The 16,355-nt window shown below is 72.2% G+C and carries 13 protein-coding genes; 3 read left to right on the forward strand and 10 right to left on the reverse strand.

Annotated elements, in window-relative coordinates:
• Window positions 1-203 precede the first annotated feature (203 nt).
• The gene (locus JN22_RS03350) at window positions 204-1,406 is read left to right on the forward strand and encodes an ROK family protein (protein WP_211099563.1); all 1,203 of its coding nucleotides are present in this window, start codon (window positions 204-206) and stop codon (window positions 1,404-1,406) included.
• Window positions 1,407-1,413: 7 nt separating this feature from the next.
• Here JN22_RS03350 and JN22_RS03355 read toward each other — a convergent pair whose 3' ends face one another.
• Window positions 1,414-3,186, reverse strand: coding sequence for a tetratricopeptide repeat protein (locus JN22_RS03355; protein WP_085552578.1), 1,773 nt, complete (start codon window positions 3,184-3,186; stop codon window positions 1,414-1,416).
• 124 nt (window positions 3,187-3,310) lie between these two features.
• Complete coding sequence (locus JN22_RS34740; RefSeq protein WP_211099564.1) at window positions 3,311-6,394, reverse strand: response regulator; 3,084 nt, start codon at window positions 6,392-6,394, stop codon at window positions 3,311-3,313.
• Window positions 6,395-6,574: 180 nt separating this feature from the next.
• Between JN22_RS34740 and JN22_RS03375 the strand changes: the two genes are divergently transcribed.
• Window positions 6,575-8,044 (forward strand): MFS transporter, encoded by a 1,470-nt coding sequence (locus tag JN22_RS03375; RefSeq protein ID WP_085552579.1) that lies wholly within the window; start codon window positions 6,575-6,577, stop codon window positions 8,042-8,044.
• A gap of 21 nt (window positions 8,045-8,065) precedes the next feature.
• Here JN22_RS03375 and JN22_RS03380 read toward each other — a convergent pair whose 3' ends face one another.
• Window positions 8,066-8,833 (reverse strand): SDR family oxidoreductase, encoded by a 768-nt coding sequence (locus tag JN22_RS03380; RefSeq protein WP_085552580.1) that lies wholly within the window; start codon window positions 8,831-8,833, stop codon window positions 8,066-8,068.
• 127 nt (window positions 8,834-8,960) lie between these two features.
• Complete coding sequence (otnI, locus tag JN22_RS03385; protein WP_085552581.1) at window positions 8,961-9,737, reverse strand: 2-oxo-tetronate isomerase; 777 nt, start codon at window positions 9,735-9,737, stop codon at window positions 8,961-8,963.
• A 166-nt stretch (window positions 9,738-9,903) separates the two neighbouring features.
• Here otnI and pelG point away from each other — a divergent pair, with 166 nt between their 5' ends.
• Window positions 9,904-10,284, forward strand: coding sequence for an exopolysaccharide Pel transporter PelG (pelG, locus tag JN22_RS03390; protein ID WP_179166030.1), 381 nt, complete (start codon window positions 9,904-9,906; stop codon window positions 10,282-10,284).
• A 16-nt stretch (window positions 10,285-10,300) separates the two neighbouring features.
• Here the strand turns inward: pelG and JN22_RS03395 are convergent, their stop codons facing one another.
• The 6 genes from JN22_RS03395 to JN22_RS03420 all read right to left on the reverse strand — a co-directional run bounded on the left by JN22_RS03395 (window position 10,301) and on the right by JN22_RS03420 (window position 16,217).
• Window positions 10,301-10,489 carry a DNA gyrase inhibitor YacG gene (locus JN22_RS03395; RefSeq protein WP_085552582.1) on the reverse strand — a complete coding sequence of 63 codons (189 nt, stop codon included), beginning with the start codon at window positions 10,487-10,489 and terminating at the stop codon, window positions 10,301-10,303.
• A 27-nt stretch (window positions 10,490-10,516) separates the two neighbouring features.
• Window positions 10,517-11,704: a ribonuclease E/G gene (locus tag JN22_RS03400; protein WP_085552583.1), complete on the reverse strand. Its 1,188-nt coding sequence runs from the start codon at window positions 11,702-11,704 to the stop codon at window positions 10,517-10,519.
• 25 nt (window positions 11,705-11,729) lie between these two features.
• Window positions 11,730-12,326, reverse strand: coding sequence for a Maf family protein (locus tag JN22_RS03405; RefSeq protein WP_396021886.1), 597 nt, complete (start codon window positions 12,324-12,326; stop codon window positions 11,730-11,732).
• 34 nt (window positions 12,327-12,360) lie between these two features.
• Window positions 12,361-12,579, reverse strand: coding sequence for a translation initiation factor IF-1 (gene infA, locus JN22_RS03410; RefSeq protein WP_012977999.1), 219 nt, complete (start codon window positions 12,577-12,579; stop codon window positions 12,361-12,363).
• Window positions 12,580-12,691: 112 nt separating this feature from the next.
• A complete protein-coding gene (locus JN22_RS03415; RefSeq protein WP_223677551.1) occupies window positions 12,692-13,540 on the reverse strand; it encodes a lysozyme family protein in 849 nt (282 codons plus the stop codon).
• Between the two features lie 367 nt (window positions 13,541-13,907).
• Window positions 13,908-16,217, reverse strand: a complete 2,310-nt coding sequence (locus JN22_RS03420) for a hybrid sensor histidine kinase/response regulator (RefSeq protein WP_085552586.1) — start codon at window positions 16,215-16,217, stop codon at window positions 13,908-13,910.
• Window positions 16,218-16,355 lie beyond the last annotated feature (138 nt).

Consider the following 16,355-nt stretch of genomic DNA (forward strand, 5'->3'; position numbering starts at 1 on the left):
ACAAAGACGAGTTTGGACAGACAATGGTCATCTTCGGCCATAATATGATCTAAGATGGCCCGGTCCGGGCTTGAAGTCTGTTTCCTCCGAAACCGATCTGTGCTCCGATCGGGTCGCGCCGGGAGTGGTTCGGCGGCATGGAGCGGATCGGGTGGGACAAGGCCCAGGCGTCGGGAAAAGCGGGGAGGGGGAGGGTGCGGTCCGTGGTGAATTGGCAGCCTTTGTCGGCCGGCGAGCGCGCCCTGCTGGAGCGCCTGTTCTGGTCGGCGGGCCTGTCGCGCGGCGAGCTGGCCAGCTCGGCCGCCTTCTCGAAGAGCAAGGCGAACCTGGTCATCGCCAGCCTGATCGGGCGCGGCCTGATCGAGGAGGGCGGCAACCTGCCCTCCTCCGGCGGGCGCCGGCCGGAGATGCTGCACCTGAGCCACCGGATGGGCGTGCTGGCGGGGATCGACGTCGGCGCGACCAGCCTCGACGTGGCGCTGCTGGCCCCGGACATGACTCTGCTCGACCACCGGTCGGAGCCGGCCGACGTCCAGGCCGGTCCGGCCGCGCTGTTCGTCCGCGCGCGCGCGCTGCTGGGGGAGGCGCTGGAGCGGCACGGCCTGACCCGCGACCGGGTGCTGGGGATCGGCGTCGGCGTGCCCGGCCCGGTGGCCTTCGACAGCGGCCTGCTGGTCAACCCGCCGCTGCTGCCGGGGTGGGAGGGCTTCTCGATCCGCGACGAGCTGGGCGCGGAGTACGGCGCGCCGGTGTTCGTCGACAACGACGTCAACGTGATGGCGCTCGGCACCCATTGGCGCCTGCGCGGCCAGTTGCAGAATTTCCTGGTGGTCAAGGTCGGCACCGGCATCGGCTGCGGCGTGATCTGCCACGGCACCGTCTATCGCGGGGCCGACGGCTCGGCCGGCGACGTCGGGCACATCTGCGTCGATCCCAACGGCCCGCTCTGCCATTGCGGCAACGCCGGCTGCGTCGAGGCGATGGCCGCCGGCCCGGCGATCGCCCGCATGGCCGAGGAGGCGGCGCGCGCCGGCGAGAGCCTGCGTCTGAGGGAGATCCTCGACCTCAACGGCTTCATCAGCCCGGTCGAGCTGGGGAACGCCAGCCGGGCCGGCGACGCGGCGGCGGCGGCGATCGTCCAGCGGGCCGGCGTCCAGATCGGCCGCATGCTGGCGGCCGTGGTCAATTTCTTCAACCCGTCGCACGTCTTCATCGGCGGCGGCGTCGCCCAGATCGGGCCGCTGCTGCTCGCCTCGATCCGGCAGAGCGTCTATCAGCGCTCGCTCGCCCTGTCGACGCGCCACCTCGACATCCAGTATGTGCCGCAGGTGGAAAGCGCCGGGGTGATCGGGGCCGGCGTGCTGGCCTTGCAGGAAACCATCCTGGCGGGCGGCGGGCGCGGCTGAGCCGAACTCAGTCCGCCGGCTGGCGCTCCGCTTGCCGGTAGCGGAGCGCGTCGGCGACGCGCCGGCCGACGCTTGCCCAGTCGCCGACCCGCGTCTGGCGGAACAGGCGGGCGGTCGGGTACCAGGGGCTGTCCTCGCGGTCGAGCAGCCAGCGCCAGTCCGGCGAGAAGGGCAGCACCACCCACAGCGGCACGCCCAGCGCTCCCGCCAGATGCGCCGGCGCGGTGCAGGAGGAGATCACGAGGTCGAGGTTGGCCATGATCGCCGCCGTGTCGGTGAAGTCCTTCAACTCCGGGCCGAGGTCGGTGAAGCCCGGCGGCAGGTCGGCGCCCTCCAGGTCGGCGCGTCCGGGGCCGGCCTGGAGGCCGAAGACTCGCACGCCCGGCACGTCCAGCACGGCGCGCATCCCCTCCAGGCGCGGCGAGCGCAGGCGGTCGCCGGGAAAGCGCGGGTTGCCGGCCCAGACCAGCCCGACCTTCAGCGCCTCCCCATCGCCGATCCGGTCCCGCCACCGCCGGGCCTGCGCGGGATCCGGCCGCAGATAGGGGGCGGCCGGCACCGAGTCCGGCTCCGTCGCGAAGGCGCGCGGCAGGCTCATCAGCGGGCATTCCAGGTCGAAGTCGGGCAGCGGCTCGCCGCGGCCGAAGACCCGCTCCACCCCTGGCAGGCCGGACAGTAGCCGGACCAGTTGCGGCTGCACCTCCAGCAGCACGCGGGCGCCGCGTGCGGCGGCGAGCGGCGCGTAGCGGACGAATTGCAGCGTGTCGCCGAAGCCCTGCTCGGCGTAGAGCAGCAGCGTGCGGCCGGCGACGTCCTCGCCGCGCCAGGTCGGCTGCGGGAAGGTGCGCCAGGGCAGCTCGGTCCGCGTGTCGGCCCGGCGATGCTCGACCTCCGGCCAGGCGCCGGCGTAGTCGCCGATCAGCAGCCGGGCGAAACCGCGATTCCAGCGCAGGCCGGAATCGTCCGGCCGGGACTCCAGCGCCCGGTCGAAATCGGTCAGCGCCTCGGCCGGACGCGCCATGGCCATCTTCGCGATGCCGCGCGTCACCCACAGCAGCGGCGACGGGCGCAGCGCCTCGGCGCGGTCGAAGCCGGCCAGGGACTCGCCGAAGCGGCCGAGCTTGGCGAGCAGCGCCGCCCAGTTCTCCCACGCCTCGCCATAGCGGGGATCCAGGGCCAGCGCGGTGCGGTAGGCGGGGACCGCCTCCTCCCAGCGGTCGGCCATGGTCAGCGCCGAGCCGAGCGTCATCCAGGCGGCGGTCAGATCGGGCCGCATCCGCAGCGCCCGGCGCGCCGCGGCCTCGGCGTCGTCGGGTTGGTGGCAGGCGAGCAGGGCGTCGGCGGCGTTCGCCAGCGCCTCGCCGTGCGCCGGCTCCAGGGCCAGGGCGCGGATGGCGGAATCCCGCGCCATGTCCGCCCGGCTGAGCGCGCGCAGCGCGCTGGCCCGCCCGGCGTGGGCGTCGGCCAGCGTCGGGGCGAGCCGGAGGGTGCGCCGGTAGGAGGCCTCGGCGGCGGCCGATTCCCCCAGCGTCTGGAGGACGCCGGCAAGGTTGGAGTGGGTCCCGGCCCCGTCCGGCCGCAGGGCCGCCGCCCGGTGGAGCATCGCCCGTCCGGTGGCCGCCCGCCCGCTCTGGGCGTGCAGCACGCCGAGGAACTGCCACGCGTCCGGCTGCCCGGAATCCGCCTCCAGCACGCGGCGGTAGAGCGTCGCGGCATCGTTCAGGCGCCCTGCCCGGTGATGGTCGAGGGCGATCAGGAGGGCCTCGTGGATCGTTGCCATGCGGGACGTCCGGATGCTGGACCAGGGAACGGGCGCGGACGCTCGCTCCCTACTCATAGAGGGATTGCCCGGCGCAGGGAACCGGCAATCCGCACCGGCAATCCGTCCGCCGCCGGCCCCGGCGCTACCCGACGCCGCGCCCGGCCCGCACGGCCCGCAGGGCGGCGGCGAGGCCGTTGCTGTCGTAGGGCTTGCGCAGCAGGCGGGTGGTTCCCCGCCCGTCGTCCAGCCTGGGCGGGTCGTCCTGGCCGGTGGCGAAGATGATGCCGATCCGCGGGCGGAGCGCGCGGACACGGGCCGCGAACTCCGCCCCGGACAGGCCGGGCAGGCCGAGGTCGGTGACCAGAACCTCGACCGCCATATCCTCCAGCGCCGCCATCGCCTCCTCGGCGCTGGCCGCCTCGACGACGCTGTGGCCGAGATCCTGGAGCATGTCCGCCGTCGCCATGCGGATCAGGGCGTCGTCCTCGACCAGCAGGACGGACAGGCCGGCGTCGTCCGCCTCGCCCTTTCCGGGGTCGGCGGCCTCGGGCGCCGCCGGGGCGGGGTCCTGGAGGCGCTGGGCGCGGTTGGCCAGCACATGGCGAAGCTTGCGCGCCAGCGCCTCGCGGCTGTAGGGCTTGGAGAGCAGCTCGACCCCGGCGTCGAGCCGGCCGCCATGGACGATGGCGTTCTCGGTGTAGCCCGAGGTGAACAGCACGGCGATGCCGGGCTGCCGTTCCCGCGCCTTGCGGGCCAGATCGGGGCTGCGCAGCGGCCCCGGCATGACGACGTCGGTGAACAGCAGGTCGATCGGGACGCCGCTCTCGATCACGGTCAGGGCGCTGGCCGCGTCGCGCGCGGTGAGCACGCGGTAGCCGAGGTCGCCCAGCGTCTCGACCACGGTGGCGCGCACCCCCTCGTCGTCCTCGGCGACCAGGATCGTCTCGCTGCCGCCGGCGATCGGGCCGGAAGCGACGGGGATCATCACGTCCTCGCGCTGGTGGACGCGTGGGAAATAGAGCTTCACCGTCGTGCCCTGGCCGGGCTCGCTGTAGATCTTCACATGCCCGCCGGACTGCTTGACGAAGCCGTACACCATCGACAGGCCGAGCCCGGTGCCCTTGCCCTCCGGCTTGGTCGAGAAGAAGGGCTCGAAGACCTGGGCCATGACCTCCGGCGTCATGCCGCTGCCGGTGTCGGTGACGGCCAGCATGACGTATTGGCCGGGCCGTACGTCGGCGTGGCCGAGGGTGTAGGCGTCGTCGAGGAAGGCGTTGCCGACCTCCACGGTCAGCCGCCCATGCCCGTCCATGGCGTCGCGGGCGTTGATGGCGAGGTTCAGCAGGGCATTCTCGACCTGGGCGGGATCGACCAGCGTGTTCCACAGGCCGCCGGCGATCACCACCTCGACCTCGATGGCCTCGCCGATGGTGCGGCGCATCAGGTCGCCCATGCCGGTGACGAAGCGGCCGATGTTGACGACCTTCGGCTCCAGCGCCTGCCGCCGGCCGAAGGCGAGGAGCTGGCTCGCCAGCTTGGCGCCGCGCTCGACCCCGGCCAGGGCGTTGGCGACGCGCCGCCGCGCCTGCTCGTCCCCCGCGACGTCGCGCAGCAGAAGATGCAGGTTGCCGGCGATGATCTGGAGCAGGTTGTTGAAGTCGTGCGCCACGCCGCCGGTGAGCTGGCCGATGGACTCCATCTTCTGGGCCTGCTGGAGCGCCGCCTCCGTCCGCCGCAGCGTCTCCGCCGCCTCCCGTTCGGCGGTGACGTCGCGGCCGACGGCGTGGATGAAGCGGTGGTCGGGAACCGCCGTCCAGGACAGCAGGCAATGGCTGCCGTCCTTGCGCCGGTAGCGGTTCTCGAACCGGAAGGTCGTCACCCCCCGGCCGAGCTTGGCGACCTCGGCCAGCGTCGCCGCGCGGTCGTCGGGGTGGACCAGATCCATGAAGGAGCGGCCGAGAAGCTCGGCCTCCGTCCAGCCCAGCATCAGGGTCCAGGCCGGGTTGACCGCCGTGATCGTGGCGTCGAGGCCGGCCACCAGCATGATGTCGGTCGAGAGCCGCCACATGCGGTCGCGGTCGGCCGTCCGCTCGGCCACCTGCCGTTCCAGGCTGGCGTTCAGGTCGCGGAGCGCCGCCTCGGCGTGGGCGCGGTAGCGGTTCTCCTCCTGCACCGATTGGAGCAGCCGGGCGTTGTCGATGGCGACCGCCGCCTGGGCGGCGAGGCTCGACAGGCCGTCCTCGACGGCGGCGTCGAAGCGGCCGGCCCGCGAATGGCCGAAGAACAGGCCGCCGATCACCTCGCCGTTGCGCGACTTGACCGGCACCGCCAGATAGCTGCGCACCGGCAGGTGCCCCTCCGGCATGCCGGAGCGCGGCGCGTTGCGGCCGTAGCGCGGATCCGTCGTGATGTCGTCGGAACGGACGATCCCCTCCCCCGCGAAGGTCGGGGCGAAGACCGCCGTGTTGCGCGGCATCGGGAAGCCGGCGAAGGCGCTGCGGTCCACCCCCGACAGGGTGTAGAGCATGTAGCTGCCGCTCGCCTCGTCCTGGACGTTGTAGAAGAAGGCGCCGAACTCGGCGCCGCTGAGCGCCACCCCGGCGTCGGTGACGATCTGGGTCAGGCGGTCGAGGTCGCGTTCGGCCGACAGGGCGGTGCCGGTCCGGTTGATGATGGCCAGAGCCTCCGTCTGCGCCTTCAGGGCGTCGAGCGCCTCGCGGGCGGCCCGTTCGGCGCACACCTTCGCGGTGGTCTCCACCACGATGGCGATGACCCCGGCGGGCGTGCCGTCCTCGCCGAGGATCGGGGAATAGTCCAGGTTCATCCAGACCGGCTCCGGAACGCCGTTGCGGTCGAGCGTCAGTTCCTGGTCCTCGTAGGCCAGCGTCCCGCCGGCCAGCCCGATCTTCATGACGTTGTCGTTGAAGTCGGCGACCTCGGGCCAGCCCTCGCGCACCTTGGAGCCGAGAAGGCGCGGGTGCCGTCCGCCGGCGAATTCCGAATAGGCGTCGTTGTAGATCATCACGCCGTCCCCGCCCCACAGCGTGACGATCGGCACGGGCGAGCGCAGGGCGACGGCGAGGGTGGAGCGCAGGCTGGGCGGCCAGCCGGCGATGGGGCCGAGCCCGGTCGACGGCCAGTCGAACCCGGCGATCAGCCTCCCCAGCTCGCCGCCGCCGTTCAGGAACGAAAGGTCCGGGGACGATTCCTGAAGCTGTTCGGTCATCGGGGCGCGCTCGTTCCTGATCGTTGCCAAGACGCGGCAGGGTGTCGCAGGTGTAGCACAAGGCTCACCACCACAGGCAACAGCCGACGGCGCCGCGCGTGACATTTCCGTCCGTCCACCCGTTTTCGAGGAGCGGGGCGGCGCGTCGCCTCCGCCAAGGCCAGGGGAGCGTTGCGGGCGATGACCAGCGGGGATGACGGCACGACCATCCGCAACCTCATTCCCCTGCGCATGGACCGGCTGCCCTGGGCGCGCTTCCACTGGACGGTGGTCGTCGGGCTGGGGGTGAGCTGGATCCTGGACGGCATCGAGATCCAGTTGATCGCGGCCTCGGGCTTCAAGGAAAGCCTGGGCATGTCGAGCGCCGAGGTCGGCTTCGCCGGCACGGCCTATCTGGTCGGGCAGGTCGTCGGCGCCCTGGTCTTCGGCCGGCTGACCGACCGCTGGGGCCGGCGCCGGCTGTTCCTCGTCACCCTCGCCCTCTATCTGGTCGCCTCGGGGATCGCCGGTCTGGCCTGGACCCCCTGGTTCCTCCATGTCTGGCGCTTCGTCGCCGGGCTGGGGATCGGCGGGGAGTACACCGCGATCAACTCGGCCATCGACGAGTTGATTCCGGCCCGGTACCGTGGCCGGGTCGACATCGCCGTCAACGGAACCTATTGGGCCGGCGCCATGCTGGGCGCGGTGGGCAGCGTCTTCCTGCTCGACCGCGCGCTGCTGCCCGCGGACGTCGGCTGGCGGATCGCCTTCTTCATCGGGCCGGTGCTGGGGCTGGTCATCATCCATCTGCGCCGCCACATCCCGGAAAGCCCGCGCTGGATGGTCACCCACGGGCAGGCGGAGGAGGCCGAGCGCATCGTCGCGCGGATCGAGGCGGAGGTGCGGGCGCAGGGCCGGGAACTGCCGCCGGTCGACGCCGGCCGGGCGCTGTGCCTCCAGCCGGAGGGGGCGGTGCCGTTCGCCCGTCTGGCCGAGGTGTTCTTCCGGCAATACCCGTCGCGCACGGTCCTCGGCGTCACGATGATGGTCACCCAGTCGTTTTTGTACAACGCGATCTTCTTCACCTACGCGCTGGTCCTGCAAAATTTCTATCACCTCAGCGAGTCGCGGGCGGCGCTGTATTTCTTTCCGTTCGCCGCCGGCAACCTGCTCGGCCCGCTGCTGCTCGGGCCGCTGTTCGACACGGTCGGCCGGCGCCGGATGATCGTCGGCACCTATCTGCTGGCCGGGGCGGTGCTGCTCGCCTCGGCCTTCCTGTTCCGTCAGGGGGCGCTGACGGCGGGCACCCACACCGTGCTGTGGTGCGCCTCCTTCTTCTTCGCGTCGGCGGGGGCGTCCTCGGCTTATCTGACGGTCAGCGAGATCTTCCCCCTGGAGGTGCGCGGGCAGGCGATCTCCTACTTCTTCGCCGTCGGCCAGCTGGTCGGTTCCACCGGGCCGCTGCTGTTCGGGTGGCTGGTGGGCGACGGGACGGAGCGCGAGCCGCTGTTCTGGGGTTATGTCGTCGGCTCGGTGGTGATGATCGCCGGAGGCCTCGTCGCGCTGGTCTGCGGTGTCGACGCCGAGCGCAAGGGGCTGGAGGAGATCGCCGAGCCTCTGGGAACGGTCGCGCGACGGGCCGGCGGGCCGGCCCCGTCCGACGGGGGGTGAGCGGTTCCGGCCCCGCGCCCCTCACGCCCGGCTGATCGAGACGCCGCCCTCCACGAGAAGGGCGGTTCCCGTCGTGAAGCTGGAGGCGTCGCTGGCCAGATAGAGCGCGGAGCGCGCGATCTCGCAGGGCGAGGCCAGCCGTTTCAGGGCGTGCAGCCCCTCCACGAAGCGGCGCGCCTCCGGCGTGGCCATCGCGGCGCGGCCCATCGGGGTGTCCGTGCCGCCGGGGAGCAGCGCGTTGGCCCGGATGCCCTGGCCGCCGAACTCAGCGGCGATCACCTGGACGAGGCCGATCAGGCCGGCCTTGCTGGCCGCGTAGGCGCCCATTCCCGGAAAACCAACGGTGTGGCCGACGAAGGTCGAGGTGACGATCAGAGAGCCCCCGCCGCGCGCGACCATCGCCGGAATCTGGTGGCGGGCGCCGAGGAAGGCGCTGGTGAGGTTGGTGTCGAGCACCTCCCGCCAGCCGTCCGGGGTGATGTCCGGGACGGGCACGGCCTCCCCCATCGTCCCGGCGTTGTTGAAGGCGATGTCGAGCCCGCCGAACCGGCGGACCGCGACGCTCACCGCCTCCTCGGCCACGGCCTCGTCGCGGACGTCGCCCGCGACGGCGGCGGCCTCGCCGCCTTCCGCCTCGATCGCGGCGACGAGCCGTTCGAGCTCCGCGCGGCGGCGCGCCACGACGACGAGCCGCGCGCCCTCCCGCGCGAAGAGGCTTGCGGCCTCCCGGCCGATTCCCGAACTGGCGCCGGTGACGATCGCCGTCTTTCCCGCCAATTGCCGTCCCATCGTCATTCTCCCCGTGGCTGTGGATGTCCCGGGGTGATGCACGAGGAGGGGTGGCCGGCGCTTCCCGTTTCTTGCGGTCGAATCCGGATGCGGGGCCGGTCGCTTGGGGCCGGTCGTTCCGCGCGGGTCAGCGGCGCAGCGAGGCCAGCCAGCCCAGCCCGTCCTCGGTCCGCCCCCTGGGGCGGTACTCGCAGCCGACGAAGCCGTCGTAGCCGGTGGCGGCCAGAACCCCGAACAGGTAGGGGTAGTTGACCTCGCCCTGGTCCGGCTCGTGGCGGTCGGGCACGCCGGCGACCTGGACATGGCCGGTGATGTCGGCGTTGGCGCGGATGCGGGTGGCGAGGTCGCCCTCGCTGATCTGGCAATGGTAGAGGTCGAGCTGGAGCTTCAGGTTGGGCGCCCCGACCCGTTCGATCATCGCACGCGCCAGGGCGGTGCTGTTCATCAGGTAACCCGGCATGTCGCGGTTGTTGATCGGCTCGACCAGCAGGGTCAGCCCGGCCTCGGCGCAGGCCGCCGCCGCGACCCGCAGGTTGCCGGCGTAGGTGTCCAGCGCCGTGGCGCGGTCCGTTCCGGGAGCCGGAATCCCCGACATGCAGTGCAGGCGCCGGTTGCCGAGCGCCCTGGCGTAGCCGATGGCGGCCGCCACCCCGTCGCGGAACTCGGCCTCGCGGCCGGGCAGGCAGGCGATGCCGCGCTCCCCCGCCGCCCAGTCGCCGGGCGGCAGGTTGAACAGCGCCTGGGTCAGACCATGGGCGCGCAGCGCCGCCGCGACCGCCCCGGCCGGCGCCTCGTAGGGGAACAGCACCTCCACGGCGTCGAATCCGGCCGCCGCCGCCGCGCCGAAACGGTCCAGGAAGGGGTGTTCGGTGAACATCATGGTCAGGTTGGCGGCGAATCTCATCGCGGCGGCTCCCACAGGTCCAGAGGGATGGGGCCGGCATCCCCCGAAGGCGGGGGTGTCCATCCGGCTGCGGTCCTGTCTAACCTGCGGGTTAGCGGTTGGGTAATCGTTTGCCGACCAGAGTCGAGCGTTTTTTCCGATGCGCCGGCCGGGGGCCGTCATCTCCATGAACGTCGAGGGAGCCGTCTGCGCCGTGACGATCTTCACCGCACCGGCCATCGTCGGCGCGCTGGGGCTGCATTACCAGCAGATCGGCATGTTCCGCTTCGGCGCGCTGGGCGCCTTCTTCCAGGCGATGTTCCTGTTCTGCACGGTGATCCTCGCCTATTTCGACCTGCGGATGCGCAACCTGGCGGTCCAGCTTCTCTATCTGGCGGCCAACGCCGGCTTTACCCTGGCCTTCAGCAGGCTGGGCTTCGCCTGGTACGGCTACGGCTATTTCCTCAGCTCGCTGCTCGCCTTCGCGGTCGGCTACCTGATGGTCGCCGACGCGGTGCGGCGCCTGCCTTATTTCGCCTTCGTCGCCAACAACCCGTCGGTGCGCTGAGAGCGGTGGCGGCGGGTCAATCCTCGGTGGACGAAGCGGAGGGGGGCTGCGGCGTCTCGTTGGTCTCGATGCGGTAGACCCCGCCCAGCCAGCGGCCGAGATCGACGTCGGCGCAGCGCTGGGAGCAGAAGGGGCGGCTTGCCGGGTCGGGCGGACGGCCGCAGACCGGGCAGGGCTTGGCGGAGGTGGTGGCTTTGGCGTTCATGGGGACGCATCTCCCGTCCGGTGGAGCTTATGGGGACAGCAGGGCGGCCAGCGGCGAGCCCCGGCGGGCGCGGGTCAGCTCGACCAGCCCCAGCTTCGACATGCCATAGACCTGGGTCTGCACCGGGTCGCCGTCCACCGCCTCGTGCAGGGCGGCCAGCACCCGTTCGGCGTCGCCGCGCGAGCGCATGTTGACGAAATCGACGACGACGATGCCGCCGACGTTGCGCAGGCGGAGCTGCCGGGCGATCTCGGCCGCCGCGTCGAGGTTGACGTCGAGCGGGTTGCCGCGCTCCCCCGCGTTCACGTCCACGACGGTCAGCGCCTCGGTCGGCTCGATCACCAGCGAGCCGCCGCGCGGAAGCTCCACCCGCGTGTCGAGCAGGTCGGCGATGGCGCTGTCGAGGTCGCGCAGGTCGAACAGGTGCGGCGGCGCCTTGTGCCGCTCGATCAGCGGCAGCAGGTCGGGGGCGTGGTCGGCGCACCAGCCGGCCAGCCGCCGCGCCATCGATTCGTCGTCGACGAGGATGGAGGCCGGGGCGGCGCCCTGCTCGATCAGGGCGCGGACGGGCGCGGACGGGCCGGCGTGCAGCGGCGAGGGGGCCGTGGCGCTTTCCGCCGCGTCGCGGATGCCGCGCCAGAGCAGGTGCAGGGCTTCGGATTCGGCGGCCAGACGGTCGTCGCCGGCCGCCGCCGCTCCCGCCCGGACGATCCAGCCCGACCCGGTGGCCAGCCGCTGGACGCGCAGCCCCAGCTCGGCCCGCTCCGGACCGGCGCCCAGCCGTTTGGACACCGCCACGCCGCGGCCGAAGGGGGCGTGGATCAGGAAGCGGCCGGGCAGGGTGACGTCCATCGTCAGGGACGGCCCCTTGGAGGCCGTGGCGTCGGCCTTGACCTGGACCAGCACCGGCTGGCCGGTGCGCAGCAGGGCGCCGATCCGTCCGGTCTTCTGCCGGGGGCGCCCGTCGGGGTTGTCCGCGTCGGACGGGTGGCGGACGTCGGCGGCGACCAGGAAGCCGGAGACGCCGCCGCCGAGTTCGACGAAGGCGGCGTCGATGCCGCTGACGATCCGCTCGACCCGGCCGAGGAAGACATGGCCGAGCAGCGAGGGCTTGTCGGCGCGGTCGATGTGGAGGTCGGTCAACCGCCCGTCCGTCAGCACCGCCGCCCGCGTCAGCGTGCCGTCACGGTCGACGAGGATGTCGATCCGACTCAAGCGGGACCGCCGGCCGGGCGGCCCGTCATGATTGCGGGAACCCGGCGCCGTGGAGCAGGCCCGCCACCTCGTGCAGCGGCAGCCCGACCACGTTGCTGTAGGAGCCGCCGATCCAGCGGACCAGCGCGGCGGCCCGGCCCTGGATGGCGTAGCCGCCGGCCTTGCCGTGCCAGTCGTTGGAGGCGATGTAGGATTCGACCTCGGCCTTGGACAGCGCCTTGAAGGTCACGTCGGTGCGGACCAGCCGTTCGAGCCGGCGCTTGCCGCCCTCGGCGTCCGGAACCAGCAGGACGACGCCGCCATAGACCCGGTGCCGGCGGCCGGACAGCAGGTCGAGGCACTTGCGCGCCTCCGTCTCCTGCTCGGCCTTGGGCAGGATTCGCCGGCCGCAGGCGACGACGGTGTCGGCGGCGAGGATCCAGGAGTCGGGGTGGCGCGCGGCGACGCAGGCCGCCTTCTCGCCGGCCAGACGCAGGGCGTGCTGGGGCGGAAGTTCGCGCGGCAGTGGGGTTTCGTCGAGATCGGCGGGGTCGACCGCGTCGGGGACGATGCCGATCTGGCGCAGCAGGTCGAGCCGGCGGGGCGAGGCCGAAGCCAGGACCAGCCGGGGCGCCTTGGACATGCTCATCACGCGGGGCAGCGGCGTGGGTGTGCTGTTACTTGAACCGGAAGGTGATCCGGCCCTTGGTCAGGTCGTACGGCGTCATCTCCACATTGACGCGGTCGCCCGCCAGAACGCGAATCCGGTTCTTGCGCATCTTGCCCGAGGTGTGGGCGAGAACCTCGTGATCGTTGTCGAGCTTCACCCGGAACATCGCGTTCGGAAGCAATTCGACGACGGTCCCGGAGAACTCGATCAGATCTTCCTTTGCCATATGACCTTTAGTCCGTGCCTAGAGTTTCGCGGCAATAACTGACCCTCCGAAGCCGCCGGGTCAAGGGGGATTCCCATCCGGCGTGCGTTCGGTCGCAGCTTTGAGGTGCGGGTCAGCCCTGCGCGTTCGCCGTGTCGTCCTCGCTTTCGGTGCCGGACAGGCCCACGCTCTGGAACGGGCTGAGCGGCGATTGGGTTCCGCCGTCCAGCTTTTGCAGGGGTTCCGCCGCTTTGCCGATGGCCGCGAACATCTCCCGCTGGTCGATCTCCATGCGCCGGGTCAGCCGCGCCACCGTCTCGACGGCGGTGAGCGCCCGGCCGCTGCCGCGGTCGTGAAACAGGTTGTGGTTGGCCTTGGCGGCGGCCGGGAGCAGGTCCGACGCGGCGGTCTGGGGGGCCGATTCGGCCGCCTTGATCAGCTTCGCCGCGCCGCCGACGCCCATGATGTAGGCGATCCGGCTCTCGGATTCGCTCGCCGGGCGGCCCAGCCGCTTCTCCAGCCGTTCCCGCCCCTCGGCCAGATAGCGGGCGGCCATGCCGGCCGACAGGTCGACGTCGTGGCGCAGGTCGAGGATCTTCCGCCGCGTCTCCGGGTCCTTGACCGAGGCGATGCCGTTGCGGTTCCGGATCTGGCTGGCCAGCTCCCCCTGGCCGTAGGCGGCGCCGTGGCGGCTGAACAGGTCGAGCCAGGTGCGCTCCAGGAACTGGAAGGGGCCGGCGGCGGAGCTGTTGCTGTTGCGCGCCTTGACGTTCAGGCCGCTCTCCTGGGTCGCCTGGGCCAGGATGGCGGTGAAGCTGTGGCCCGACAGGCCGGCGACCTGCTGGGAGGCGATGGAGACGCGGACGGCGGTCGGGTTGTCGGAGGCGGCGATGGCGGCGGCGCCCGTCAGCCCGCCGCGCGACGCGGGCAGGGACGGCTTGCGGACCGGCAGCGGCACCAGCGTGCCGTCGGCCAGCTCCATCGGGGGCTCCGGCTTGGTCGCGGGCGCCGGCGGCGCCTTCTGCCCGTTGGCAAGGCGACCGCGCGGAACGGGCTGGGACTGCGCCATGACGTCGAGGAACGAGGCATCGCCTGCCTCGGCCGTGTTTCCGGCCGGGGGCGGATCGGGCTTCCGCTCGGGAACGGGAGCGAGAGGGGGCTGCGCAACCTTCATGAACCACCGGAGACCGTCGACTCGGCGACCACGCGGTGGCGGTCGCGGACAGGCAGTATAGCACCGACTCAGCCCATATGGGCATCAACCTGCGGGGGACAACCGGCGGGCGGTTCAAGCGGATCCGCGCGGGTTCGGCCGCAAGATCCTGTTCGGTGCCGGTTCCGGCGCCGGTTCAGGTGTGGACGATCTGCCGTGGTCCGGCGGGCCGGTCCGTCTCCAGGCCGGGACCGTCTTCCGCCGGCGCCGCCCAATGGGCGATGGCGGCCAGCAGCTTGCCCTTGTCGAGCGGCTTGGCGAGGTGGGCGTTCATGCCGGCCTGGAGGCAGCGCTCGACCTCCACCGCCAGCACGCCGGCCGACAGGGCGAGGATCGGGATGCGGCCGGTCGGGCCGGGCAGGGCGCGGATGCGGCGGGTGGCCTCCAGCCCGTCCATCACCGGCATCTGCACGTCCATCAGCACGAGGTCGTAGGGCGTCTCCTGCACCGCCGCGACGGCGGCGGCGCCGTCCTCCACGGAATCGACATGGTGCCCGGCCCGGGTCAGCATGGCGACGGCGAGGTCGCGGTTCATCGCCAGATCCTCGGCCAGCAGCACGCGGACGCCGGGGCTGCTGGGTTCCGACAGGGACGGGGCGGCGCTCTCCGCCTGGAGGACGGCGGCGCCGGCCGGTTGCAGCGGCAGCGTGAACCAGAAACTGCTGCCGCTGCCGGGCCGGCTCTCCACGCCGATCTCGCCGCCCATCAGCTCGACCAGCCGGTGGCAGATCGCCAGCCCGAGCCCGGTGCCGCCCCGGCCGCGCTCCAATTGGGTGAAGCGCTGGAACAGGTCGTGCCGGCGTTCCTCGGCGATGCCGATGCCGGTGTCGGTCACGGTGAAGGTGCAGCGCCGGCCGCCCTGGCCGTCGTCCGTCGCCCTCACCGTCAGCCGGACGGAGCCGCGGTCGGTGAACTTCACCGCGTTGCCCAGAAGGTTCAGCAGGATCTGCCGCACCCGGTCGGGGTCGCCCATGACGAAGCCGCGCGCCGTCGAGGCGATGGCGGTCTGCAACTCCAGACCCTTCTGCTCGGCGGTCAGGCGGACGATGGCGACGCAGCGGTCGGCGAGGTCGTCGAGCCGGAACGGCACGCTGACCAGATCGAGCCGCCCGGCCTCCAGCTTCGACAGGTCGAGAACGTCGTTGATGACGGTCAGCAGCGACCGCCCGGCCTCGCGCACCTGCGAGGCGTAGCGGCGCTGTTCGGCGGTCAGCGGGGTTTCCAGCAGCATCTCCGCGAATCCGATCACCCCGTTCATCGGCGTGCGGATCTCGTGGCTCATCGTCGCCAGGAACTCCTCCTTGGCGCGGCTGCCGGCCCGCGCCTCCTCCATGGCGCCGCGCAGGTCCTGCTCGCGCTGCTGGAGGCGGCGCGACATGTCGTTGAAGGCGTGGGCGACGAGCTGGAATTCGTGGGGCGCGCGGTCGGCCTCGATCACCGTGCCGACCCCGCCGGCGCCGATGCGCTTGGCGGCGCCCGCCAGCTCCCACACCCAGCGCAGCACCGAGGCGCGCAGCAGCGCCCACAGAGCGGCGACGCTGACCAGCGCCGCCACCGCCAGCAGCCCGAGCCCCTGGAGCAGGTCGCGCCTGGCCTCGCGGAGGATCGGCTCGGTCGGCACGCCGACGGCGAAGACGGTGCTGGTTTCCGCCGAATGGCGGAAGGCCCACAGGCGCGGGCGGCCGTCGGCGCTGGGGCTGTCCAGGGTGCCGGCGCCCTCCTTCAGCATGCGCTGGACGTAGGGCAGGTCGCTGACGTTGCGGTTCAGCCAGCCCTCGGGGTCGGGCTGGCGGGCGACGATGACGCCGTTGCGGTCGAGGACCAGCACCCGCGCGTCGGGCTGCTTCAGCACCTTGACGAGGTCGGTCAGCCAGGCGAGGTCGACGGCGACGCCGATGACGCGCCAGACCCGGCCGTCGCGCAGGATCGGGGCGGCGACGATGATCAGCGGCCGCAGCGACCGCTTGCCGATGATGAAGTCGCTCACCACCGCGGTGCGGGTGTCGAGCACGCGCTGGAAATACTCGCGCTCGCGCAGGTTGATGCCGGCGCCGGGGCCGCTGGTGTCGCAGATCAGCCGCCCGTCCGCCTCGGCCAGCCAGACGCCGGTGGTCCAGCGGTGCTGGCGCGGCATGGGAGCGAGCGTGCCGACGCAGGCGTCGGTGCTCTCGAAGGTCGCGTCGCGGATCGCCGGCACCAGCGACAGCACGCCCAGCAGGTTGCGCGCCTCGCCGATCAGGTCGCGCTGGCGCTCGACCCCGTCCTCCGCCAGATGGACGACCTGATCGCGGGCCGCGTCGAGGCGGTCGTCGAGCTGCTGGTCGAACAGATAGAGCGCGCCCAGCAGCGGCAGGGCCAGCGACGCCAGCACCACGCCCATCAGCCGGACGCGCAGGCTGCGCGGGCTCACGGCGCGGAGCAGGCGGGGCAGCGGTCCTGCGGGCATGGGTGGCGTGTCTCCAGCGGGGCGGGTCTGAAACGGGACGGATCCAACCCTAGAATGAGGCAAAAGCCGCCTCCATGACACAGCTCAATAGCACCGGAGACGGCGGCGTGGGAATGGGCGCCCTTCAGAAAGTTGAAA

Origin of the sequence: Azospirillum agricola (assembly GCF_020005195.1) — a bacterium.
GTDB classification, from domain to species: domain Bacteria; phylum Pseudomonadota; class Alphaproteobacteria; order Azospirillales; family Azospirillaceae; genus Azospirillum; species Azospirillum agricola.

Bases quoted from the DNA above. Each gene is read 5' to 3' on its own strand.
- JN22_RS03355 (WP_085552578.1), bottom strand. From the start codon at position 3,186: ATGGCAACGATCCACGAGGCCCTCCTGATCGCCCTCGACCATCACCGG.
- JN22_RS34740 (WP_211099564.1), bottom strand. From the start codon at position 6,394: ATGACCGAACAGCTTCAGGAATCGTCCCCGGACCTTTCGTTCCTGAAC.
- JN22_RS03375 (WP_085552579.1), top strand. From the start codon at position 6,575: ATGACCAGCGGGGATGACGGCACGACCATCCGCAACCTCATTCCCCTG.
- JN22_RS03380 (WP_085552580.1), bottom strand. From the start codon at position 8,833: ATGGGACGGCAATTGGCGGGAAAGACGGCGATCGTCACCGGCGCCAGT.
- otnI (WP_085552581.1), bottom strand. From the start codon at position 9,737: ATGAGATTCGCCGCCAACCTGACCATGATGTTCACCGAACACCCCTTC.
- pelG (WP_179166030.1), top strand. From the start codon at position 9,904: ATGAACGTCGAGGGAGCCGTCTGCGCCGTGACGATCTTCACCGCACCG.
- JN22_RS03395 (WP_085552582.1), bottom strand. From the start codon at position 10,489: ATGAACGCCAAAGCCACCACCTCCGCCAAGCCCTGCCCGGTCTGCGGC.
- JN22_RS03405 (WP_396021886.1), bottom strand. From the start codon at position 12,326: ATGTCCAAGGCGCCCCGGCTGGTCCTGGCTTCGGCCTCGCCCCGCCGG.
- infA (WP_012977999.1), bottom strand. From the start codon at position 12,579: ATGGCAAAGGAAGATCTGATCGAGTTCTCCGGGACCGTCGTCGAATTG.
- JN22_RS03415 (WP_223677551.1), bottom strand. From the start codon at position 13,540: ATGGAGCTGGCCGACGGCACGCTGGTGCCGCTGCCGGTCCGCAAGCCG.
- JN22_RS03420 (WP_085552586.1), bottom strand. From the start codon at position 16,217: ATGCCCGCAGGACCGCTGCCCCGCCTGCTCCGCGCCGTGAGCCCGCGC.